Source organism: Veillonella sp. KGMB01456 (genome assembly GCF_023051165.1).
In the GTDB taxonomy this organism is placed as follows: domain Bacteria; phylum Bacillota; class Negativicutes; order Veillonellales; family Veillonellaceae; genus Veillonella_A.
This window is the reverse complement of record NZ_JALKIG010000002.1, coordinates 19,472-43,539: the sequence shown is the minus strand read 5'-3', so window position 1 is coordinate 43,539 and position 24,068 is coordinate 19,472. Positions and strand designations below refer to the sequence as shown.

At 42.3% G+C, this 24,068-nt stretch carries 18 protein-coding genes and 1 pseudogene; 3 read left to right on the top strand and 16 right to left on the bottom strand.

Translation table 11 applies throughout. The annotated features are described in order from the left end of the window. Positions 1–105: 105 nt before the first annotated feature. Complete coding sequence (locus MXE28_RS00820) at positions 106–783, bottom strand: helix-hairpin-helix domain-containing protein (protein ID WP_247239712.1); 678 nt, start codon at positions 781–783, stop codon at positions 106–108. A 171-nt stretch (positions 784–954) separates the two neighbouring features. Between MXE28_RS00820 and MXE28_RS00815 the strand changes: the two genes are divergently transcribed. Then, a complete protein-coding gene (locus MXE28_RS00815) occupies positions 955–2,184 on the top strand; it encodes an aminopeptidase (RefSeq protein ID WP_021841044.1) in 1,230 nt (409 codons plus the stop codon). Positions 2,185–3,151: 967 nt separating this feature from the next. Here MXE28_RS00815 and MXE28_RS00810 read toward each other — a convergent pair. The 4 genes from MXE28_RS00810 to pheA form a co-directional block, all read right to left on the bottom strand. After that, on the bottom strand, positions 3,152–3,631 hold the full coding sequence (locus MXE28_RS00810) for a dCMP deaminase family protein (RefSeq protein WP_021841045.1): 480 nt from the start codon (positions 3,629–3,631) through the stop codon (positions 3,152–3,154). Positions 3,632–3,760: 129 nt separating this feature from the next. Next, on the bottom strand, positions 3,761–6,229 hold the full coding sequence (leuS, locus tag MXE28_RS00805; protein WP_247239711.1) for a leucine--tRNA ligase: 2,469 nt from the start codon (positions 6,227–6,229) through the stop codon (positions 3,761–3,763). A gap of 111 nt (positions 6,230–6,340) precedes the next feature. Next, positions 6,341–8,179, bottom strand: a complete 1,839-nt coding sequence (locus tag MXE28_RS00800; RefSeq protein ID WP_247239710.1) for a glycosyl hydrolase family 18 protein — start codon at positions 8,177–8,179, stop codon at positions 6,341–6,343. A gap of 116 nt (positions 8,180–8,295) precedes the next feature. After that, the gene (gene pheA, locus MXE28_RS00795) at positions 8,296–9,150 is read right to left on the bottom strand and encodes a prephenate dehydratase (RefSeq protein ID WP_247239709.1); all 855 of its coding nucleotides are present in this window, start codon (positions 9,148–9,150) and stop codon (positions 8,296–8,298) included. Positions 9,151–9,261: 111 nt separating this feature from the next. Here pheA and lgt point away from each other — a divergent pair, with 111 nt between their 5' ends. Further along, positions 9,262–10,125: a prolipoprotein diacylglyceryl transferase gene (lgt, locus tag MXE28_RS00790; protein ID WP_021841049.1), complete on the top strand. Its 864-nt coding sequence runs from the start codon at positions 9,262–9,264 to the stop codon at positions 10,123–10,125. Between the two features lie 148 nt (positions 10,126–10,273). On the opposite strand, the gene MXE28_RS00785 is transcribed toward lgt, so the two are convergent. The 4 genes and pseudogenes from MXE28_RS00785 to MXE28_RS00770 form a co-directional block, all read right to left on the bottom strand. Then, on the bottom strand, positions 10,274–11,617 hold the full coding sequence (locus tag MXE28_RS00785) for an MFS transporter (protein WP_247239708.1): 1,344 nt from the start codon (positions 11,615–11,617) through the stop codon (positions 10,274–10,276). An 18-nt stretch (positions 11,618–11,635) separates the two neighbouring features. After that, positions 11,636–11,866: pseudogene (locus MXE28_RS00780) on the bottom strand (flavodoxin); the annotation flags it as partial. A gap of 315 nt (positions 11,867–12,181) precedes the next feature. Then, entirely contained in the window at positions 12,182–12,784 is a 603-nt protein-coding gene (locus tag MXE28_RS00775; RefSeq protein WP_247239707.1) for a hypothetical protein, read from the bottom strand. Between the two features lie 13 nt (positions 12,785–12,797). Then, positions 12,798–13,472, bottom strand: coding sequence for a flavodoxin (locus tag MXE28_RS00770; protein WP_226974044.1), 675 nt, complete (start codon positions 13,470–13,472; stop codon positions 12,798–12,800). Between the two features lie 244 nt (positions 13,473–13,716). Here MXE28_RS00770 and MXE28_RS00765 point away from each other — a divergent pair, with 244 nt between their 5' ends. Beyond that, positions 13,717–14,544: a LysR family transcriptional regulator gene (locus MXE28_RS00765; protein WP_226974043.1), complete on the top strand. Its 828-nt coding sequence runs from the start codon at positions 13,717–13,719 to the stop codon at positions 14,542–14,544. A gap of 229 nt (positions 14,545–14,773) precedes the next feature. On the opposite strand, the gene hslU is transcribed toward MXE28_RS00765, so the two are convergent. From hslU to MXE28_RS00730, 7 genes are all read right to left on the bottom strand, one after another. After that, a complete protein-coding gene (gene hslU / locus MXE28_RS00760; RefSeq protein WP_021841054.1) occupies positions 14,774–16,177 on the bottom strand; it encodes an ATP-dependent protease ATPase subunit HslU in 1,404 nt (467 codons plus the stop codon). Between the two features lie 105 nt (positions 16,178–16,282). Next, on the bottom strand, positions 16,283–16,828 hold the full coding sequence (hslV, locus tag MXE28_RS00755) for an ATP-dependent protease subunit HslV (protein WP_021841055.1): 546 nt from the start codon (positions 16,826–16,828) through the stop codon (positions 16,283–16,285). Then, complete coding sequence (gene trmFO, locus MXE28_RS00750) at positions 16,828–18,138, bottom strand: methylenetetrahydrofolate--tRNA-(uracil(54)-C(5))-methyltransferase (FADH(2)-oxidizing) TrmFO (RefSeq protein WP_021841056.1); 1,311 nt, start codon at positions 18,136–18,138, stop codon at positions 16,828–16,830. Before trmFO ends, hslV begins: the two co-directional genes overlap by 1 nt. A 43-nt stretch (positions 18,139–18,181) precedes the next feature. Further along, complete coding sequence (gene topA / locus MXE28_RS00745) at positions 18,182–20,371, bottom strand: type I DNA topoisomerase (protein ID WP_226974055.1); 2,190 nt, start codon at positions 20,369–20,371, stop codon at positions 18,182–18,184. Positions 20,372–20,477: 106 nt separating this feature from the next. Then, positions 20,478–21,644, bottom strand: a complete 1,167-nt coding sequence (gene dprA / locus MXE28_RS00740; protein WP_021841058.1) for a DNA-processing protein DprA — start codon at positions 21,642–21,644, stop codon at positions 20,478–20,480. 134 nt (positions 21,645–21,778) lie between these two features. After that, entirely contained in the window at positions 21,779–23,320 is a 1,542-nt protein-coding gene (locus MXE28_RS00735; RefSeq protein WP_226974041.1) for a YifB family Mg chelatase-like AAA ATPase, read from the bottom strand. A 134-nt stretch (positions 23,321–23,454) separates the two neighbouring features. Further along, entirely contained in the window at positions 23,455–23,811 is a 357-nt protein-coding gene (locus tag MXE28_RS00730; RefSeq protein WP_021841060.1) for a YraN family protein, read from the bottom strand. Positions 23,812–24,068: the final 257 nt, after the last annotated feature.

Here is a 24,068-nt window from a genome sequence, read left to right as displayed (position 1 = left end):
TAACAAAATAATCTGATTGATTGAAATAGATCCGCACAAAATATTTCGCTTAAACTATATTGTTTAAATCATTTTACTTAAATCATTTTTCTTAAAGCGTGCTGCTCAAACGGTAATATGGGGTGCCAATTTCTTAAACGTAGCGTCCCCAATTCCCTTTACCTTTTTAAGATCTTCAATCGCTTTAAAAGGTCCCGATTGCTCCCGATAAGCAATAATCTTCTTAGCCGTTCCCAGCCCCACACCGGATAATTTAGTCAATTCCTGCTCCGTCTCCGTATTAATATTTATCTTTTGCCTACGCAAAAGTTCTTCCGGGTTTCCCATGAAATTAAACGTCACATGGATATGACTGCCGCTGGTAGCAACTTCCGCCAAATTTAAGGTATCCACCGAAGCATACGGTAATAAACCGCCCGCCCCTTGAATCACATCGCCTACGGTTTCACCTTCGCGCACTTTGTATAATCCGGGAGTTTCCACAGCACCCGTTACATAAACAAACTGATTATCGCCGCCTGAATTGTTATTGAAATCACTGTTACGATTGTCCGTCGAAGTGCTATTAGAATGGCCACTCCCTTTACTACTTCTGTTTATTAGCGAACTATCGGCTTCACCATCATTAACACTCCTATTTCCGGATGTAGAAGCAGCCACCACATCGGATGTATTCATTTGCTCCGATGAATCTGATATAATAGGCCTTAGCACCACTAAATATAAAAATATAGATATAGCTAAAAGTAACCATACTTTTTTATGCTTTTTTAGCTGTTCCATTACAAAACCCTCCCAAAACTTAATTTTATATTCTTAGTTAGGGTTTCGTGATTGAAAATATAAGTCCTACTTAATTCCACCACTGGTGCGCATGCGCACTAATGGTATGAGTAACTAAAGATAAGAATCATAAAACTTCGTATGGACACAGTAATAGAAAGGATGTATTTTATGGAAACAAATCGTTTAAAAAATTATGCACACGCTCTTTTGACAACCGGCGTAAACCTTCAAAAAGATCAAACCTTAGTTATCAATGTGGATGTAGAAAACAGCGACTTTGCCCTAATCGTAACTAAGGAAGCCTATGCATTAGGGGCTAAAGAAGTAGTAGTAAATTGGCGTTCCACCGAAATCGGTAAAGAACGACTCCTTCATGCGCCGGAAGATGTATTATCCAATCCGGCCCCTTGGATTCCTACCTATTATCAAACCTATGTTGATAGAGGCGCCGCCTTTTTATCCCTCATCAGCGCTAATCCGAAAGCACTAGCCGGTGTTCCATCGGAACGCATTGCTATGCAGTCTCGTAACTTAAATAAAACGCTTGCTTTCTATCACGAAGCCATCATGGATTCCACCCTCACCTGGTGCGTAGCCTCCGTGGCGACCTTGCGCTGGGCTGAACTATTAGGCTTCACCGGTACCGATTCTGAAAAACTCGATACCTTATGGTCTGAAATTTTCACGCTCTGCCGTCTTGAAAACGTCGCTGACGAAGAAACTTTGCCAAAACATTTAGAACGCCTTGGCCATCGTACCAAAGCCATGAATGACTATCATTTTAAAACACTTCATTACACTTGCTCCAACGGCACCGACTTACGTATTGATCTTCCTAAAAACCATTTGTGGCAAGGCGGTGCAGAGGCTGCTAAAAACGGAACCATCTTCGATGCCAACATTCCAACCGAAGAAGTATTCAGTGCCCCTCAATACAATGGGGTTAACGGCATTGTGTACAGCACAAAGCCGCTTATTTATCAGGGCAATGAAATCAATGAATTCCATTTTACTTTTGAAAACGGCAAAATCGTTGACTACGATGCAAAAGTTGGTAAGGAACATCTGAAACACCTTATCGAAACCGACGAGGGCTCCGCTTATCTCGGCGAAGTGGCTCTCGTAGACCACTACTCCCCAATCAGTCAATCCAATCGTGTCTACTTCGAAACACTGTATGATGAAAACGCCTCCTGCCACCTGGCTATCGGTGCAGCTTACCCAACCTGCCTTGCCAACAGCGACGGCATGAGCAAAGAAGAACTGAAAGCGGAAGGCCTGAATGACTCCCTGACCCACGTCGACTTCATGATTGGACATGAAGATATGAATATTGAAGGAACGACGTTCGAGGGGGATGTTATTCAAGTCATGAAAAACGGAAGGTTGTTAATATAAGGCCTAGCTCCTTCAGCTCTCAAGAGCTTAATCGGATAGTTCGATTGAGCCTTTTTGCCAAAGAAAGAGCGGCAGCACCTCACGCAAACGTTCTCTATAAGCTTACGAGGACAAAATAAATAAAGAAAAAGCATTAGTAACCTCTCCTCCCAGGCTCTACAGAGCAAAGGTCGTTCAAGGTCACTAATGCTTTTTCTTTTTTATATAGTGCTATACTCCTACATAAACTCGCCCTCGTAAGCTTCTAAGAACGGAATCTTATGAAATAACTGCCGCTCTTTCTTTTAAAATAGTGCTACACTTCATACTCAACCTTCCGATTAGGCTCATAAGTGCAATAAGCAGGCGAGGCCATTATATTAACACCCGCCCGAGAACATGATAGAAAAAATCCCCCTCGTCCGTCGCTTCTTCAAAAATAGAGAGGTGAAGTGCGAGGGAGACTTAACAATTCATTCCCACTCCCCCAATATTAGCGTTGTAGTGCGCTTTGTTTTTTCTTGGTAATTCCTTCTCCTCTCTTCCTCCAATATTAGCGTTGTAGTGCGCTTTGGGTCTTCTTGACTGCGGTACGCATAAAAATGGGCAGTGAGCCGCATCGAGTTTTTAGTACTATAGCCCGCAATGTTTTCTTAGGCTCTAATATAAAAAAACAGACAGACTAAGAGGATTGTTGATTGCTGATTATGTAGCTCGCCATGTTTTTTACGTAAAGTAACGCACAAAAACAAAAAACAGACTAACAAGGTTGAACGACTTTTTTCGTAAGAAAACCTGAGTGAGACCTTGTTAGTCTGTTTTTAAATTTATGCTGATAAGTAAAGGCAAATGGCGAGCTACATATATCTGTATACTCCTTGTCTGTCTGTTTTTTACACATTATTTATTAAGACATAGCGGGCTAAGCACTAATACTGACCGCCTGACTGCCCTGTTTTTGCAATACCGCGCAAGAAGAAACCGCGCCCTACACGCTAATATTTACCGTGCGCCCTGTCGGTATATACTCCGTTATCTGCACACCGGCGGTTCTGAGCATTCGTTTCGAGGCTATAACTTCCGCTGTGTCTTTGTATTTATCCTGCCAATAAATCACTTCGCGAATGCCACTTTGAATAATCGCTTTAGCACATTCATTACAAGGAAATAAGGTGACATAAATCTTACTGCCTTCCAATGAACCGCCGCGATAGTTTAAAATGGCATTTAATTCACTGTGAACGATGTAAAAATATTTATTATCGTGGTCTGCATCGCGTCCCCAAGCGAATTCATCGTCGCTGCAACCAAGCGGCATACCGTTGTAGCCGATGGATAAAATCTTGTTATCCTGACTAACGATACAGGCGCCGACCTGGGTATTCGGATCTTTGGAACGCTGAGCTGCCAAGATGGCTACGCCCATAAAATATTCATCCCAACTAATATAGTCACTGCGTTTAGGCATATGACACCTCCTCATTATGCTATAAATGATATTGTTTCACGTATATCGACCTGTCTAACTTAAGCTTATACAGAAATATGCACAATTTAAAATTTAAATTGTGCATATTATCTCATATCATTCTACTAATTATTTAACAACAATATTCACAATTTTATTTGGAATAATGATGACTTTAGCTACAGTTTTACCGTCTGTAAATTCTTTTACACGATCAAGGGCCAATGCCTGAGCTTCCAAATCGGCTTTAGGCATATCTACCGGAATCGTCATTTTATCGCGTACTTTACCGTTAACTTGTACGGCGATTTCAACTTCATCGATTACAAGGGCCGCTTCTTCATAAATTGGCCAATCTTGCTGATGAATGCTGCCGGTTTTACCTACTTCATGCCACAACTCTTCCGTAATATGCGGTGTAAACGGAGCTAACATGAGCAGTAATTTTTCAACCAATTCATGGCCTAAATCAGCCTGTACTGTATCATGACTGTCTTTGAACTGATACATAGCATTAACTAATTCCATGATGCTGGAAATAGCCGTATTAAAGTTGAATTTACCGTCAAGGTCTTCGGTTACTTTTTTAATAACGCGGTGTAATTCACGACGAAGGGCAAATTCATCTTTCGATAATTTTTCACTATGACCTGCTTTAGCCAATTCTTGGTACGCATCAACGATACGCCATACACGATTCAAGAAACGATAAGAGCCTTCAACGCCTTCATCGCTCCAGTCGAGGTCACGTTCTACCGGTGCCGCGAAGAGGATGAAAAGACGAGCCGTATCGGCACCGTATTTCGCAACGATTTCTTCAGGGGATACAACATTGCCCTTAGATTTGGACATTTTGCTGCCTTCTTTAAGCACCATGCCCTGAGTCAACAAACCTTTGAATGGTTCGTCATAGCTTACAAGGCCCAAATCATGAACTACTTTTACGAAGAAACGAGAATACAATAAGTGCAAGATTGCATGTTCGATACCGCCGATGTATTGGTCTACATCCATCCAGTAATCAGCCAATTTCTTATTAAACGCTTCTTTATCGTTACGAGCATCGGTATAACGAAGGAAATACCAAGAGGAATCGATGAATGTATCCATGGTATCGATTTCACGACGAGCTTCGCCACCACACTTAGGACAAGTGATTTTTACGAAGTTTTCAGATGTAGCCAACGGTGAAATAGCACCTGCATCAAAGGTTACATCTTCCGGCAAACGAACAGGCAATTCTTCTTCAGGCACGAGTTGTTCACCGCATTTATCGCAGTATACAACCGGAATTGGCACGCCCCAATAACGCTGACGGGAAATCAACCAATCACGCAGACGATAGTTAACCATCTTACGGCCTATGCCGCGTTCTTCCAAGTTTTTGATAATAGCTTCGCGTGCTTCCGCAGAAGGCATACCGTTATATTCTTCGGAATTGATAAGGATACCGTCTTCATGAGCTTCCGTTTGCCATTCGTCAAAAGTTAAGTTGTTATCTTCATTTTGGACAACCGGTAAAATCGGCAAATTGTATTTGCGAGCAAATTTATTATCCCGTTCATCATGAGCCGGCGAACCCATAACGGCACCGGTACCGTAATCAACGAGTACGTAGTTGGCAATCCAAATAGGGATATCTTTACCGGTCATCGGATGTTTGGCATAAGCGCCGGTGAAAAGACCTTCTTTTTCAACATCCGTAGAGGTACGGTCAATTTCGTTCAAATTGCGTACTTTGTGAATGAATGCGTCCAATTCCGCTTTATTCGGTTTATTGGCGATTAATTCTTCTACATACGGATGTTCCGGAGCCAATACGATATAGGAAACACCGTAAATCGTATCAACACGAGTCGTATAGACTTCAATATTTTTATTGATTTCAGGGATTTCAAAAGCGAACTGAGCCCCTTCACTGCGACCAATCCAGTTTTTCTGCATTGTTTTAACGCGTTCAGGCCAGTGGTCGAGTTTATCCAAATCGTTTAATAAACGATCTGCGTAGTCTGTAATCTTTAAGAACCACTGTTTAAGGTCTTTCTTTTCAACCTTGTTGTCACAACGCCAGCAAAGGCCGTCAATAACCTGTTCGTTAGCAAGCACTGTATGACAATGCTCACACCAGTTTACTTTGGCTTCTTTTTTGTAAGCTAAGCCTTTTTTGTAAAACTGTTGGAACAACCACTGGGTCCAACGATAGTAATCTTCCTTACAGGTAGCTACTTCACGGTCCCAATCGTAGGATAAACCGAGCTCTTGCTGCTGACGTTTCATATTAGCAATGTTTTCATAAGTCCATTTGCTTGGTGCAATGCCATGTTTAATAGCCGCATTTTCTGCCGGCATACCGAAGGCATCCCAGCCCATTGGATGAAGTACGTTGAAGCCCTTCATTTTTTTAAAACGAGCTACTACGTCACCAATGGAGTAGTTACGCACATGCCCCATATGTAAATTCCCCGATGGATATGGGAACATTTCGAGTACATAATATTTTTCTTTACTTTCATCATAGTCGGTCTTAAACGTATTGTGTTCAAGCCAATACGCTTGCCATTTCTTTTCAATGTCCTGGGCTACATATTTTTCGTTCATGCCACAGCCTCCTCAAACTCAAATTCCTCAAGTCTATACCGTTTTATTTTATCTTCAAGTCTTAAATTTAATTATATTACTATTATAACAATACCGTCAACATGGGATGTGTTACGATTCTTTTGTTACTGCCACTTTCGTAGAACTTGAACCGGTAACAGCTAAGCCCGTTGAAGTAGCACCGGCTGATACTGTACCGGCCGTTTCACCACTGCTAGTAAAAGGATTAGCACCGGCATTCTGCTTAGTCGCAGCCGATTCGTTGCCAATAAAGCTAGGCAATTTAGTAATCTTTTTAGCCGTACCGTGTGGAACATTCTTTGCCGGCACCGCATCATTGTACATAAATTGACGGAAAGATGAAGTTTCAAAACCTTTTCGCCATGCTGCAAAGCCCGCTAATTTAAGCTCACTCATGAGCTCACGCTTGTAGGCCATAGATGCTTCGTCTTCAAACCACACTTCGGAAATGGTAGCCGACTTATTCCGCAAGCCACCGGCAATTCTCGGCTCTTTGCCGGTTTCCGCATAGGCCAATAATTGTTCACCTAATTCATCATTACCGAATCGCAAATAGTGTAATTTCAAATCATCATCCCACTGCACTCTATCAGCATAAATAGCTTTTAATTCCTCTGCTTCTTTCATAGTAAGCGTACGGCTCTTAGCTTTACCGTAGGTAACTTTCCCTTTATCATCTACGGAAATAGTACGCTGCCATACACGCATATAATACGGTACGCCAAGGACGATTTTTTCAGGTGAAACTTCGCGAGTAAGCGCCGTAGCATTGCGTTTTACCCACGGATAGCTGGCAACCGGGCCCGCTTCCGGACTGGATGCCCACACTTCGTCATAGGCCATGAGCACCATATAATCGAGGACTTTGCTTAAATGCTTACGATCGTATACCATGGACCAGTTTTCACTATCGGAATAGCCCGTTACATCCATAGAAACATAGATATTAAACTCATGAAGACGTTGTGTAAGGTATGTTACAAAACTCGTAAGTTTTGCTTTATCCTTATAATGCACATCTTCAAAATCTAAATTATAGCCGTCATAACCATAGGTCAACGCATACAATACCATATCATCCGCAATGGTTTGCCAGTATTTCTTGTCATTTAAGATTTTACTCGTTAAATCCGGATCAAACTGATTCGTCACCAACGGCCATACACGATACCCCTCGTCTTTATAAGTATTGGCGTACGTCAGGCTTACACCGTTTTTAACAGCCAAGCCTTTTTCAGACAAATCAAACCATGTTGGCGAAACAACGGAGGTACCGCTCTTCGCTACCGGTACCCCATAAGAAGCAGACACAGTAGGATCGAATACCCATGCCAAAGAACCCTTTATTTCCTTACGCGTTGGAATATCTAAAGCCCCTAAGGGTGCCTTCAATTCAATACCCGTCTTTGTACGAATCGCCTGTACGCCAAGAAGCGGTGATGTGGCACTCATGTCTACATATGTTGTTCCGTTGCGCTCTATCGTAGCCAATTGAATGGTACGTACACCGTTACGGCGATCGCCGTTGTAGCTCATGTCACCGGCACGACGGGGTGCCGGCAACGCAATATAGGCCTTGTTATTTTTTATACTGATAGTATTTAAATTTACCGTCTGATATACGCTTAAAGGGATAAATATATGGCCGTCTTCCACGATAGCCAATTCCCCCGCATCACTGGTCTGACCAGCCAATGTACGAATAAAAATAGGTTGCACCGATTCCGTGCCGCTAAGGTCATTGCCGGCCTCCTTAGAAACCGTTACTTTACCATTACTAGTAGCTTGCGATGCTTTATATTTTACAGAGTTATCTATTTTGATTAAACTGCTGCTTTCTTTAGTCACTTCAATAGATGCCGCCTGGGCGCCGGTGGCGGAAAGCGTCACTAACGCTGCCAATACGGCACGAGTCAAAATTTTCTTCATATACATCCTTTCTTTTATATAGTAAATTCCATTTTTTATGAGTTTGCTTAGCTTTAATAGACTTTTATTTATTATCAGCTGTTTGTACTCAACCTTAAAAGTCTTCTTAGGTGCTTTTACTCGACAATATATGTTTCATAGGCCCCCAATAGTTGCAAAGACGTGGCCAATTCTTTAAGTTCAGCCAGCGCCTCCGAAATTTGAGGTCCATTATCTAATATCTGAAGATCAAGGAAAAATTTATACTCACCGAGACGTCCTTTGGTCGGACGCGATTCGATTTTAACCAAATTGATTTGCCGTTTGGCAAAAATCCCTAAGCATTCCCACAATGAGCCCGGACGCAAGCCTTCCAATTCACATTGTAAAGACACCTTCCCCGTTGTCATAGTGGCATCAAACGTTATGTGATGATTTGGTTTTACCAAAATAAAGCGCGTCAAATTAAGCATATTATCTTGAATTTGATCGGTTAATTTAACCAAGCCGTATTTTATGCCCATAGCCTCGCCGCCAATGGCTGCTTTGGCTAATGACTGCGATTGAGCCACAATGCCGGCCCCTTGTGCCGTAGAATCCGTCACAATTTGTTGAGCCTGTTTAGCCTGTTTTTGCAAAAACACTTTACATTGTCTCAATGCCTGCGGATGGGAATAAATCATGGTTATTTCATTGGCCGCACTGCCCGGCAAGCCCCATAAATAATGGCGAATAGGCATGCAGATTTCAGCTCGTATTTCCACGCCGCCGTGTTCTGCCAAATAATCTATTGTTGTCAAAACCGTACCGCCCAAAGAATTTTCGACCGGTACGAAAGCATAATCCACATGTCCCAACATGGCCGCTTCAATAGCTTCATCAATAGTATTCATCGCCTCTTTTTGTATCATCAATGATTGACACTCACACAGACGATTCAGAGCTTCTTCCGTAAACGTCCCGTGAGGGCCTAAAAATGAAATAGTTATCACTCTTAATCGCCTCCTCCTACGATAATTTTTATTATAACATACCCCCTTTTTATTTGTCATAAGAATGGCGCTCCGTTATAATGAATATATACTATTTATGAGGAGGTAATTATGCATCAATATTTATTTTATATAGGAGACTTTCCGATTCGAGCTTACGGTCTGCTCTTATCGTTAGGTATTTTCTGCGCCGCCGCAGTAGCCTATTATTTATTTAAACGAGACGGCCGCGGTTGGCATGTTCACATGTTCGATTTCGCTATCACCACCGGTATTGCCGGTATTATCGGTGCCCGTCTTTGGGATGTGTTTTTCTTCGACTGGGATTATTATCAACATCATCTCTTAGAGATTCCCTTTGTATGGCAAGGGGGTATGGCCATTCAAGGGGGCGTCGTGCTCGGTACCTTAGCGGGTATTTGGTATGTAAGGAAACATAATATCGACACTTGGGCTTTTGCCGATGTGTTTGCACCGGCTTTAATTCTGGGTCAATCTGTAGGCCGTATGGCAAACCTCATGAACGGTGATGCTTTCGGACACCCCACCGGCGGTAATTTCGGTATTCTCTATCCGGAAACTACCCTTGCCTTTAAAACCTACGGGGCTCAACCCTTATGGCCGGCCGAAATCTGGGAGGGTCAAATCGATATCCTCATTTTCGTGGCACTGCTCTTATTCAATACAGTACCACACAAAAAAGGTCAGACTTTCGTACTCTATGCTATTTTATACTCAACGGCTCGTTTCTTTCTCGAGTTTTTACGTGGCGACTACGTAAATCTCACCATGGGCCTCAAATCGGCACAGATGACCAGTCTTACGGTTATTATTATCGGGATTATCGTCTTTATCTACCTTCAGGTAAAAGGTTCCTATGATACTCATCTCTATGGGGGCGACGGCGAGGGAGCCTCCCGGGATGCGTCAAAATTACAACCACAGAAAGCTCAAAATAAACATAAACGCAAATAATAGCTAAACAGTTAGTGTTCAATTACTGAATGCTAACTGCTTTTCGTTACAAAAACAAAAAGCAATCTACCTATAAGATATTTCATAGATATCTTACTCAGGCGGATTGCTTTTTATTGTGCCTTACATATTTATACCAAACTGTTATTTAATCGCTCCCCATAATAAAGGCTTTTATAATAATCATGGAAATAGCTGTATAAGAGGCCATAATAAGGAGACCTTCACTGTACAATGCGTTAAGCCCCACAATAATAGACAAACCTATAGGACCTCCTATTTGATGCATGGTGTTGGTAATTCCGCTGGCTGCGCCGGCCAATTCTTTTGGTGTGTCAAAAATACCTGCCGATGTCACCGTGGTTACAACCATGGCTTGCCCCATGCCGAGCGGAATCATCGGTAAGGCAACGGCCAGTACATAACCTTGTTCAATATCAATAAGCGCCGTGGCCACAAGGCCAAGAAGGATTAGTGCCGAACCGACCATCATTATGGTACTTTGTTTCCAATATTGAGATAAACGCGGAACTTGTAATGCAGTCATAAATTGTGGAATCGTCATCGGTAAAAAGGCTAGCCCCGCTCCAAACGGTGTTAGCTCATAAGCTCGTTGTAGCATTTGCGGAATTAAAAACCAATACGGCAGCACACTCATCATAAATAGTAATCGAGTTATATAAGCGCCAAACCGAACTTTATGGGTATATAGAGACAGTGGCATAATCGGTAACGTAATGCTTTTTTCACGCCAATAAAATAAAGCAAGGAAAACGATACCGATTATAGCAAACCAAAATCCGTTATTGTCAGCAGTTAAGCTGTAAATTAAGGAGCTGAGACCGATGACGGAAAGAATGCTGCCCCAATAATCGATTTTGCTGTTAACTGTTTCACTATCCTTAATATAGCGCCAAGTCAATACTACCAATAATAATGCGATAGGCACATTAATCAGAAAACCCACTCGCCAGGAAAATAGACTTGTTAAGGCGCCGCCGATAAGTAACCCGATACTGGATCCCAAACCGGCGGTGGTTCCGTAATACGCTATGGCTTTACTGCGCATTTCACCGATATACGCATCCATGATAAGAGCCAAACTGGTCGGTGCAATAATCGCACTGCCAATACCCTGAACGGCTCGGGCTCCGATTAGCATAGCCGCGCTCTGGGCGTAACCGATAGCTAAGGAACTGAGTGCAAAAATTACGAGACCCAGCTGAAAAATGTGTTTTCGCCCCAATAAATCAGATAAACGTCCGGCTAAAAGTAAGAAACCACCAAAGGTGATTGTATAGGCATTAGATACCCAAGCCAGATGAGTGGAATCAAGCTGTAATGATTCGCCAATCTGTAGCGAACTGGTAAACACGATGGAATTATCCATGAGAATTACAAAATATGATAGTAACGTTATGACGAGCGTCATACCAAACTTAGTATTTTCGGTAGCTTCAACAGAATTATTCGCTTTCATGACTTCTTCCAAAAAAACCATCCTTTTCTTTCAATGATAAAGAGTAAATGTAGATATGCTTACTAAAATAGCTGTAGTGCTACCTAAGCCGGAGCCTTCATGCGTAGTATACGGAATCACGGTTTTACCGTTTAAATCAACTTGATCGAGGAACATACGGACCACCATCGGATATTCGCCCCACCAAATCGGCGACCCGATATAGATAGTATCATATTGGCTTACATCAGGTATGGAGCCTTTGATTGCGGGTCTTTCGTTCTTCTCCCTCCACTTTTTAACTCTTCTTTAATCTCAAATTTTTAACTTCAGCCAAAAAATCTGATTTCCAACTAGTATAAGAACTGTTAGTATCATATCTAATATTCTAAAAATAGTACAATAGTGGTTCTTTATTCATGTATAAACAACACGCATACTGAAGTGTAATTTTAAAGAATTAATAAAGCAATCATTGCAAAAAAATAATCCGCTCGATGTATTTTCCCAGTTAAAAATACGCCGAACGGATTATTTGGCAGAGTTCATTCTATTTATGGTAAAATAGTTTCACCTTAAGCTCTCAGCCTAATGTGACTACTTCATTCGATACCAAGCATATGATGCCAACACAAATAAGGTGTAGGCATCAAATGTCATCATAAAGTATAGGCTGTCGGCAATGCGTGGAATCATATGCACATGGACCAGACCGAGCACAATGGCCAACAAATATAAACGATGCAACCATCGTCCCGTCTGATATGACCAAAGCTGACGCATAGCTTGCCTAAAAGAATCAAATGTTGTTTTCGCTTGTTTACTTAACGGTGTGAGCCAAATTATGGCGACCAACAAGGCGATAACAGCTGCTACCAGAGCTCCAAGCCCGGTATATTTGATTTCCTCATGCATGGAAAAAGAAAACCAATAGTGTCCCAACGCAAGCAGTAAGGTTAAAGGGCCCAACAACCGATGCCAAGCCATAACTTCTGAAATGCGCAACACACGGAGCAACCATTTTGGTTTTGTTATTATATAGACTGCTAACAACCATCCTACATAAGCTATTACGCCTACATCATAGGTAATTAAGTTGCTCGTAGTCTCAACTATACCTGTGTTCATCAAGTATACCAAAGGGGCCGACAGAATGAACCAGTATATTATCAAACGAAATATTTGCAGTAAATTTCCCATCTACACGCTCCCTTTACTGACCCAATACACCGATACGTTGCAGCCATGTCTGTACAGCCGTTTTAGCGGCATCGGAATCAGATTCGCTGCCACGAATTGCTAAGCCTTCCAATAAATGGGCTCCAGGGAATTGTTTTGCTAAGACTGCTTCAACACTCCCTAAGCCGGACCCTTCATGAGTTGTAAACGGAATTACAGTTTTACCATTCAAATTAACTTGATCAAGGAAGGTGTGAACAACCATAGGGTACTCACCCCACCAAATTGGCGAACCGATATAAATAGTGTCATATTGACTCAAATCAGGAATTTGTCCCTGAATAGCCGGTCTTTCATTATTAGCCTGTTCCGCCTTCGCTACTTGCGTAGTTTCACGATACTCCGACGGATATTCTTTTACCGGTACAATTTCATACATATCGGCCCCGGTAGCGCTTTGAATGTAATTGGCAATTCGATGGGTGTGACCGATTGGCAATTCGCCTACACCGTAAACACCTTTAGTTCGCGAGAAAAATACGATTAAGCTTCGGTGGTTCCCTTTAGTTGTATCCGTAGTGGATACTACATTACTAGTAGACACGGTCGTAGTACTCGTATCAGTTTTATCGTTTGAAAAATTCAGCCAAAACAGGCCTGCGCCTATAATAACAACAAGAATAGCAAAAATAAATTTTTTTAGAGTCATATAAATTCCTCCCAATTCTCTCAATATCTCAAAATATAATGGCTTAATGCTTTTGATAGCATATTTTGCTATTATTTCATTGCCATTATATTCCTTGATGTTAACTTCAAGTCAAGTAAATAGTTCTAAGTTTTTAAATATTTTGAAAAAGCCTAACTATCTATTATGATAAAATTTTATGAGTATGCTATAATTATTGTGCATAGTAAATTCGTAGTAACCGTTACACCAAAAGGAGTTTACCATGATTGATTTAATCTTATTAGAACAATTAATTGCATTCAATGATTTCGGCACTTTATCAAAAGCGGCAGAACAGCTTAATATATCCCAACCGGCTCTGACGCGAAGCATGCAGCGCTTGGAAGATGAACTGGGCATTCAATTATTTATACGCACCAAGAATCGCATGACCCTTACCGATACCGGTTACTACACCGTATCGCAAGCGCGTCAATTACTGCGTCATACGGATGATTTTTATCAAAAAATCCATCAATATGCGTTACAACAAGTGGTCTTATATGTGGGGGCCTCCGCGCCCGGTCCTTTATATAAAGTAGAGTATCGAGCCAAAGAACGTAAGTTAGAGCAAAAATTAAACACAGAAATGGCGGATGACCAAACACTGAGAGAAAAGCTGTTAAATGAAGAATGCCAGCTGGTCATCACCGACAAGCCTATCGATAACCCAAAAGTGATTACTGAACTGTTCTTTAACGAAGTGTTGTCACTCACTGTTCCACCCGACCATCCGTTGGCGGACCGAGAATTTGTCACAAAAGAAGATTTAGCCGGTTTAACCATGTTACTGCGTACTCAGCTCGGCATTTGGGAGGATTTTGTCAATCAATTGACCGAAACGACCTTTATCAAGCAAAGCGAGCCGGAAACATTTAATGCCTTAGTAGCGGCTTCCAATTTGCCCAGCTTTATTACCAACGTGAGCAAACTGAATTGGCATGTCCCCGAAAATCGCATCAAGATTCCTATTAAAGAGGACGCTGCTACCATACCGTTTTATATGAATTCCTTGAAAAAACACCGTCATTTAATGGAACAGTTGTTATAAAAAACAATGTCTCCATAGTCAAAACGAGGCTTATAGGACAAAACGAAAACCTAAAACGACCACCTAGCAAAAAAGCAATCCGCAGGCAAAGGCTCTGTCAATCAGAGTTTCTCGCCTTATGGATTGCTTTTTTATTAGTATGATAGCTCCTAAAATGAGCCGTTCTGCGTTCTCTATACCGCTCTTACCAAAGGTTTAGGATAACTAATGTTTTATATTTAACGCACTTTTATAGAATATACTCGGACAAATCAACGTCTTGAACGATAGTACCTAAGCGTTCTTCAACCATTTCAGCAGTAATGGTTACGTCTACTTCTTCAGCCGGTGGTGCATTAAAGGAAATATCCTGCAATAATTTCTCTAAAATCGTATGTAAACGACGAGCACCGATATCTTCCGTTTCATTATTTACGCGATAGGCCAATTCGGCGATTTTATCGATGGCTTCTTCTTTAAAGTGAATGGTCACTTTATCCGCTTTAAGAAGCATATGATATTGTTTTAATAATGCTTGTTGCGGTGTCGTCAAAATTTCTTTGAAATCTTCCTGCGTCAAGCTGTTAAGTTCTACACGAATCGGGAAACGGCCCTGTAATTCAGGAATTAAATCGGATGGTTTCGACACATGGAAGGCACCGGCCGCAATAAACAAGATATGTTCCGTTTTAATAGGACCGTATTTCGTATTTACTGTTGCACCTTCTACGATAGGTAAAATATCGCGCTGTACGCCTTCACGGGATACATCGGGACCGGACGCACCGCTGCGAGCCGCAATTTTGTCGAATTCGTCGATGAATACAATTCCCTCTTGTTCAGCCAACTCCACGGCACGATCCGTAACGGCATCCATATCCAATAATTTTTGAGCTTCTTCCTGAACGAAGATTTTACGCGCCTGCCCTACTGTGGTATGGCGTTTTTTCTTTTTCTTCGGTAATAAATTACCAAACATTTCGGAAATATCGGTACCCATACCGTCAGGCGAACCATTTAAAGGCATAGCAAATGCTTTGGCCTGTTCTTCTACTTCAATTTCGATTTCACGGCTATCCATGAGACCGTTCTTCAATTGTTCAAAGAACTGGGTCCGTTTTTCAGACATTTCCGGTTCTTCTTGTTCTTTTTTAGCTTCTTCTTTTTCTGTATCTTCAGGACTGGCAAAAAGCATTTCCAAAGGATTAGTCATCTTTTTAGATTCCGACTCTTTTTTAGGCCAAAGAATTTGCAATAAACGTTTATTGGCAAGTTCTTCCGCTTTTTCCTGCTGTCCTTCCATCATTTCTTCTTTAACCATGCGCACGGAGTTTTCAACCAAATCACGAATCATTTGGTCCACATCACGACCCACATAGCCTACTTCGGTAAACTTAGTGGCTTCCACTTTAACAAACGGAGCCTTTACCAATTTCGCCATACGACGAGCCAATTCCGTTTTACCGACACCGGTAGGGCCGATGAGTAAAATATTTTTTGGCGTATACTCTTCGCGTACATCTTCCGGCAATTGTTTGGCACGCCAGCGATTACGCAAGGCAATGGCTACCATTTTCTTGGCTTCCGATTGCCCGATAACATATTTATCCAACTCCGCCACAATCTGACGCGGTGTAAAGTTATTAGTATCCATCAAAACCTCCAGAATAAGGCCGGCTACCTATGTCGATAACACGGTCTTGTTAACTGTAACATTAATAGCTGTAACCTTAATAGCTATAGCCCATACCGGTTATAACTATTCAGACAACTCTTCAACAATAACATTATGGTTTGTATATACGCAGATATCGGCTGCAATATGAAGTGCTTTCTCGGCAATTTCACGAGCACTAAGCTCTGTATTGGCCGCTAAAGCGCGAGCCGCTGCCAACGCATAATTGCCGCCGGAACCGATAGCACAAATACCGTCATCCGGTTCGATGACTTCACCGTTACCGGACACCAATAAAATAGTTTTACCATCTGTTACTAATAAAAGTGCTTCCAAATTACGAAGCATTTTATCGCTGCGCCATTCTTTAGCAAGTTCTACGGCACTACGCACCAATTGCCCGTTATATTGATTAAGCTTAGCTTCAAACTTATCAAACAAAGTAAAGGCATCGGCTACGGATCCGGCAAAACCGGAGATAACCTTGCCATTATACAAACGGCGCACCTTTTGGGCCGTATTTTTCATAACTACACTTTGTCCCATCGTAACCTGTCCGTCACCGGCAATGGCAACAGATTTATCACGTTTAACGGCACAAATTGTAGTTGCGTGAAATTCTACACTCATTATAATTCCTCCTTCAACTTCGCTAACGTATCCAACGCACGCTGCGCAATTAAAGCATTTTTTTCTTTCTTTTTACGTACTTTAGTCGGCCATGATTCCATTATACCAAAGTTAATATTCATCGGTTGGAAATCGGAGCCTTCATACGCACTGATGTAATGGCTTAAACCGCCCATCGCCGTAGTGCGCGGGAAGCTTACCGGCACTTTTTCTTCTAAAATACGACTAACATGAAGGCCTGCCATAAGGCCCGAGGCAGCCGATTCCAAGTAGCCTTCGACACCTGTCATCTGACCGGCAAAGAAGAATCTTGGATCTTCAATCAGTTGGAAGTATTCATTTAATAAAGTCGGTGAATTGATATAGCTGTTGCGGTGCATTACGCCATAGCGGATAAATTCCGCATTTTCGAGGCCCGGAATCATGGAGAAAACACGTTTTTGTTCGCCCCATTTAAGATGTGTCTGGAAACCGACTAAGTTAAACATGGTCGCTTCTTTGTTTTCTTTGCGAAGCTGTACTACAGCATAGGATTCCTGATTGGTTCGTTTATCTACAAGGCCAACCGGTTTTAACGGCCCGAAGCGCAAGGTATCGATACCGCGGGATGCCATGATTTCTACGGGCATACAGCCTTCAAAATATTGCTCTTTTTCAAACTCTTTAACTTCCGCTACTTCAGCGGTCGTCAAAGCATCCCAAAAGGCTTTATACTCTTCTTCCGTCATCGGACAGTTCAAGTAATCCGCATCACCCTTGTCATAGCGGGAAGCGGCAAATACTTTATCATAGTTAAGTGATTCGGCCGTTACAATCGGAGCCGCCGCATCATAGAAATAAAAATCGGCAGTCCCTGTTTTGGCTTTAACCTGTTCAGCTAAAGCATCCGACATGAGCGGCCCCGCCGCTACGATAACGATGCCCTCCTTCGGTAATTCCGTCACTTCTTCGCGGATAACCGTTACCATCGGATGTTCCGATAATTTCTTCGTTACCATTTCACTAAATAAATGGCGATCCACCGCCAAGGCACCACCGGCCGGTACGGCCGTAGCATCGGCACAGGCCATAATTAAAGAATCAAGCTGACGCATTTCTTCTTTTAAAAGGCCTACGGCATTTTCTATATTTCCGGCCCGCAGGGAATTACTGCACACCAATTCGGCAAAATTTTCTGTATGATGGGCCGGCGAAGTCCGTTGTGGCCGCATTTCATACAAAGTAACGGGTATATTGCGCTTAGCCAGTTGCCAAGCCGCTTCCGAACCGGCAAGTCCGGCTCCGATAATCGTAACTTTAGATGTAGTCACAATATCCTCCTTTTGATATTTCTATATTAATAATCTATTAGTTTTATTCTGCTGATTTTGAATCAGTGGTACTTTTCTCTCCATCATCAGCCTTTTTCTTACGCGTTCGTTTCTTAGGCTGCGTCGGACAATTTTCATTGGAACAGAACTTCTTCGTTGTACCGTTCTTATACGTCTTTTCTGTCATAATACTGCCGCAAGTTTCACAAGTCTCGTTAATTGGTTTATTCCACAAGGTGAAATCACAAGCGGGATAACGATCGCAACCGTAGAAAATACGACCGCGTTTCGATTTACGTTCCACAATCGTCCCTTCATGACATTTTGGACAGGTCACACCGGTGCTGACCGTAATCGGCTTAGTATTTTTACATTCAGGGAAATTGGAGCATGCCAAGAAACGGCCGAAACGACCGAATTTATACACCATCGGATTGCCGCAAACATCGCAGATAACATCGCTTTCTTCATCGGCGATTTTAACCTTATCTACTTCATTCGCCTCCTCCAATTCCTGAGCAAACACAGTATAGAATTCACTTAAAACATCCTGATAGGTTTCTTCACCACTGGCAATATCATCCAGATCTTTTTCCAAATGAACGGTGAAGTCTACATTGATAAATTTTTCAAAGTGAGCAATCAAGAAGTCAACCACTACAAAACCCAGTTCGGTTGGCACAAATTGCTTATCCTGTTTTTCCACATAGTTACGGGACATAATAGTATCGATAATTGGTGCGTATGTACTTGGACGACCAATACCGCGTTCTTCCAACGTTTTAATGAGGCTGGCTTCCGAATAACGAGCCGGCGGTTGTGTAAAATGTTGTTCCGGCAAAATTTCTTTATTCGCTACCGTATCGCCTTCCGCCATAATAGGAATTAATTTTGGTTCATCCCCATCTTTTTTAGCTTCTTCGTAAACTTCCGTAAAGCCTTTAAATACTACTTTACTACCGGATGCACGCAATTTATAGTCATCAACCTGTAATTGGGCCGTTACCGTTTCCGATTGTTGCGGTGCCATCTGGCTCGCCATAAAGCGATTCCAAATCAAAGTATACAGCTTTAATTCATCACGACTAAGGAAGGGCTCTACCATTTTAGGTGGTAATTCAAGCGAAGTAGGTCGAATCGCTTCATGCGCATCCTGACTGCTTTCCTTCGTACCGAACACATTCGGTTTAGCCGGATAATATTCTTTGCCAAAATGATTTAGAATATATGTCTTCGCAGCCTGTTGCATTTCAACGGCAATACGGGTAGAGTCCGTACGCATATAGGTAATCAAACCGACATGGCCGTAGCCGCCGATTTCGAGGCCTTCATATAAATGCTGAGCAATCATCATGGTACGCTTGGCGCCGAAATTAAGCTTACGAACACCTTCCTGTTGCAAAGTCGATGTGGTAAACGGTGCCGGTGCTTTGCGGGAACGCTTGCGACGCTCTACTTTGATAACTTCCGCCGTCTGACCGGCAATGTCTGATTTAATAGCTTCCGCTGTCGCTTCATCAGGGATAGTGATTTTTTCATCACCTTTATGTGTCAGTTCAGCCGTAAAGCTTTCCTTATCCGTCGTCATATATTGCCCTTCAATGGACCAATATTCTTCCGGAATAAATGCTTGAATTTCTTGTTCCCGTTCACAAATCAAACGAACGGCTACGGACTGTACGCGGCCGGCACTGAGGCCTTTACACACTTTACGCCATAATAAAGGACTTAATTTATAACCTACAATACGGTCGAGCATACGACGAGCCTGTTGGGCATCCACCATATTTTTATCAATCGTACGTGGCGAATTAATCGCTTCCGCCACGGCATGCTTTGTAATTTCGTTAAACGTAATACGACATTTGGAAGCTTCATCCACATTCAGTATATAGGCTAAATGCCAGGAAATGGCTTCCCCTTCACGGTCCGGGTCAGTAGCCAGTAAAATGGCTTTTGATTCGTCCGCATCATGTAATAACTCTTCAATCAACTTTTTACGAGTCGTCAAATTAGAATAACGCGGTACAAAACCGTTTTCAATATCAATACCAAGCTGACTTTTTGGTAAGTCACGTAAATGCCCCATACTTGCTTTAACAATATAGTCAGGGCCTAAGAATTTTTCAATAGTTTTAGATTTTGCCGGTGATTCCACAATCACCAACGTTTTACCATCCGGATTATACGTACGAGGTGGCAATGTTTTGGCTAAATCACCTACAGCCTGCATAACCGGTTTGGCTTTCCCCTTGGCGGTAACCGCCACTTTGCCTTCCAAACGGCGTTCTTCTTTTTTACCAGTTGCGGTGTCTTTCTCACCGATTACGATGGAACGTTTAATGGACAAACTGATTCCTCCCGAATTCCAATATTATATACCCTTTTGAAGCAGTTCGTTCAATACACTGCTTAAGTTCTAAGGACAATAAACTCAAATGGAGGGCTCCCTCTGAAAGTTTTGTCGTCATAGCTAACGTTTCCAACGATGTTTCTTTTTCATTGGATAATGACGCTAAAATCTTTCGTTCCTCCACACTAAAGCTTAACACACCCACGCCTTTATGGCTACTGCTTTTTTCCTCACCGGCGCCTTCCAAGCATTGCCAATTATACATATCAGGCACTTGAGAGGGCTTTATTAATAAAATAGCCCCCTCTTCTAACAGCCAATGATTGCCTGCAAATTCATTAGTCAATATATTCCCCGGCACAGTGAAAACATCTCGCCCTTCATTGTTCGCCATATCGGCGGTAATCAATGAACCACTGCGTGACTTGGCTTCTACGACTATAACACCGCGCGAAAGCCCACTGATGATGCGGTTGCGCATAGGAAAGAATCCCGCCTTAGCTTGTACACCGGGACCGTATTCCGACAACAAAAGGCCATCATTTTCAATTATTTTTTGAAATAAACGGGCATTACTGCGTGGATAGCTTTGGTCCAGACCACAGCCCATAACAGCGATCGTCTGACCATGCCCCTTGAGAGCCCCTTCATGAGCATACGAATCAATACCGCGGGCACCCCCACTGACGACAGCGATACCATATCTCGCCAGTTCGGCTGCAAAAACAGTGGCTACATTGCGCCCGTAGGGCGTACAATTACGGGCTCCCACCATAGCGATTTTACGGGGATTTTTAAATGTCTTTAAATTGCCGCGATAAAATAAAACTTGCGGCGGATTAAATATTTCACGTAATTCTTCAGGATAGGCTTCATCGTGAAAGCCGACTACCTGAATATGATAATTGTTCAAATCATGCTCAAGCTTACCTAAATCCATAGTTAATATTCCTTTTACTAACGCTGATTTATATTGCTTTTTAACCTGCAAAGTATCGTCAACTGCTTTATCTTTTTGTACGGTTTGCCATAGTTCAATAGGTGTGCCATAGCGCTTTAAGGCTTCACTAATTGTTACACTTCCTATACCCGGCAAACTTCCTAAAGCGGCTAAAATAAGTCGATCGTCAGTTAATTCTGTTGCTTGCACCATACTGTACTCCCCATCCCCTTTAAATTATAAACAATATATAATCGCTATACGAAATTCAGCAGATTATGGAATGTCTTTAACTTTAATAATAACCTCTATTTGATGTTTACCTTATTATTTAACCTCGTTAGCTCTTACATGCGGTAGCTCAATGCTTCCGCTACGTGTGAAATATCTACCCGTTCTGCGCCGGCCAAATCGGCAATAGTCCTAGCTACTCGTAAAATCTTGTCATAGCTGCGTATGCTAATGTCTAAATTTTGAAAAGTCTGTGCTAAGACTTGCTGCGCTTCATCGGTTACCTCACAGGCAAGCATCAACTGTCTATGACTTAGTTCACTATTAAGCAAGACTCGATTACCGTCACTAAAATGTAACGCTATAGAACGTTTTCGTTGAATTTCACGAGCGCTGATAACACGTTCACGAATGGTTGCTGACGTTTCAGCATCACCAACAGCTTGTAATTCTTCATAAGTAGGTCTCGTTACATGAATCACCATATCGATTCTATCCAATAGCGGTCCCGATAAGCGTTTAACATAACTTTCAATTTGCCACGGTGTACAAGTACAAGTATGACCTTCACCACCATCATGCCAGCCACACGGACAGGGGTTCATCGCCATCAATAAAATGAAGCGGCACGGATACGAGAATGTACCATTGGCTCTCGAAATATGGATAACCCCTTCTTCCAAAGGTTGGCGCAAAACTTCCAGTACCGACCGAGAAAATTCCGGTGCTTCATCTAAAAATAAAACACCTTCATGACTCAACGTTAACTCACCGGGTTTCGGAATACTCCCACCTCCGGCCATGCCGGCCAACGTAATAGTATGATGAGGACTGCGAAATGGTCGTACCTGCATCAGGCCTTCCGTCGGCAATAAACCGGCCACACTATAGATGCGGCTGATGCTGAGCTGTTCTTCTTCGGTCAAAGGCGGCAATATGGACGGCATAGCTTTAGCCAGCATAGTTTTACCGGCCCCCGGCGAACCGGTAAGCAGTACGTGATGACCACCGGCGGCGGCTATCTCAAGGGCTTTTTTGGCTATAATCTGACCTTTTACCTCTGAAAAATCGGCCAGTCGCTGCAACGAATGAGTACCTTGTGTTGCGGGTTTTGCCATAATCTCCGGTATTTTCCCAAGAACCATAGCTACCAAATCTTTAAGGCTCGAAGCCACCACCACATCACCACCGAAACCATGCTTCATTTCGATACCATTATCCGGCGCGGTATACAGTTTTTGTATGTTTTGTTCTCTTGCACCGAGAGCCAATGCCAAAGCACCGGTCGTCCCTTTTAAACGTCCCTCTAAGGATAGTTCCCCAATAAATATCGTATTTTCAGCCAAATCCTCTCTTTGGTCGGTATTAAACGGAATAGCCTCCGAAGCCAATAAAACGCCCATAGCGATGGCTAAATCGAGGCCTGAGCCGTCTTTACGAATATCCGCCGGTGCTAAATTAATGACAATCCGTTTCATGGGAAACTCAAAGCCTGCATTGCGAATGGCCGCCCGAACCCGTTCTTTGGCCTCTCTTACTGCGGCCGTAGGCAAACCTACTATTTCAAAACAAGGCAATCCCCTTGCTATATCGACTTCAACGGTCACCACTTTGGCAGCCAAACCATATAAAACGATTCCTTTAGTTTTTGCATACATACCCTAACATCCCCTATAAACCTCGGCATCCCTATAAACACCGGCATTCCTATAACCCCCGGCATCCCTATAAATACGGCATTCCCTATAAATACCCGATGATTCCCATTTATTCAATAAAATAAGCTTTTTATTTAACAAAAACAGCCTTTTAAATGGCGTATTTGAAATCGATCATTATGAAATACATAGACTTCAATAACATCAAAACGAACCGGTATATCCCCACTACTGTACTGCTCTAAATAAAGTTCCGTACTGCGTCGAATATGATTTTGCTTTAATGCTGTAACAGCCTCACAGGGAAGACCGTACTTCTTACTGCGCCGCGTTTTTACTTCTATGACAATCAAAATTCCCGCTTTTTTGGCAATAATGTCTAACTCTCCATAACGAGTCCGCACATTACGGGCCACTAACTCATATTCATTAGAGCATAAATATTCACATGCTTTTGATTCCCCATACTGTCCCAATTCTTTGTTAGTCAAAAATAACAGCCTCCCGATTTCTATGTAAACCAGATTCCATATGGTGCTCAATTATGGTTTCTCTTTGTCCAAAACATTGTATAGTATCTGTTTATTACCTTATCAGTTATTGAAGGAACTGTAAATCCTTGTACTTCAAACCTCTTTTTAAAATCGACCTTTCGTAGCAGCACACCACTTGACAAAAACCAATTAATTGTTCTATTCCATTTAGAATATTTATTCGTTTTTGAATATTAATCATTCAACTATTACGC

Excerpts from the sequence above, each read along its gene's own strand:
- MXE28_RS00810 (WP_021841045.1), bottom strand. The coding sequence starts at position 3,631 with ATGCCTAAACGCAGTGACTATATTAGTTGGGATGAATATTTTATGGGC.
- hslU (WP_021841054.1), bottom strand. The coding sequence starts at position 16,177 with ATGGATACTAATAACTTTACACCGCGTCAGATTGTGGCGGAGTTGGAT.
- MXE28_RS00735 (WP_226974041.1), bottom strand. The coding sequence starts at position 23,320 with ATGTATGCAAAAACTAAAGGAATCGTTTTATATGGTTTGGCTGCCAAA.
- MXE28_RS00815 (WP_021841044.1), top strand. The coding sequence starts at position 955 with ATGGAAACAAATCGTTTAAAAAATTATGCACACGCTCTTTTGACAACC.
- leuS (WP_247239711.1), bottom strand. The coding sequence starts at position 6,229 with ATGAACGAAAAATATGTAGCCCAGGACATTGAAAAGAAATGGCAAGCG.
- MXE28_RS00770 (WP_226974044.1), bottom strand. The coding sequence starts at position 13,472 with ATGACTCTAAAAAAATTTATTTTTGCTATTCTTGTTGTTATTATAGGC.
- MXE28_RS00765 (WP_226974043.1), top strand. The coding sequence starts at position 13,717 with ATGATTGATTTAATCTTATTAGAACAATTAATTGCATTCAATGATTTC.
- MXE28_RS00800 (WP_247239710.1), bottom strand. The coding sequence starts at position 8,179 with ATGAAGAAAATTTTGACTCGTGCCGTATTGGCAGCGTTAGTGACGCTT.
- dprA (WP_021841058.1), bottom strand. The coding sequence starts at position 21,644 with ATGGTGCAAGCAACAGAATTAACTGACGATCGACTTATTTTAGCCGCT.
- MXE28_RS00820 (WP_247239712.1), bottom strand. The coding sequence starts at position 783 with ATGGAACAGCTAAAAAAGCATAAAAAAGTATGGTTACTTTTAGCTATA.
- lgt (WP_021841049.1), top strand. The coding sequence starts at position 9,262 with ATGCATCAATATTTATTTTATATAGGAGACTTTCCGATTCGAGCTTAC.
- topA (WP_226974055.1), bottom strand. The coding sequence starts at position 20,371 with ATGCAGGCTGTAGGTGATTTAGCCAAAACATTGCCACCTCGTACGTAT.
- MXE28_RS00775 (WP_247239707.1), bottom strand. The coding sequence starts at position 12,784 with ATGGGAAATTTACTGCAAATATTTCGTTTGATAATATACTGGTTCATT.
- hslV (WP_021841055.1), bottom strand. The coding sequence starts at position 16,828 with ATGAGTGTAGAATTTCACGCAACTACAATTTGTGCCGTTAAACGTGAT.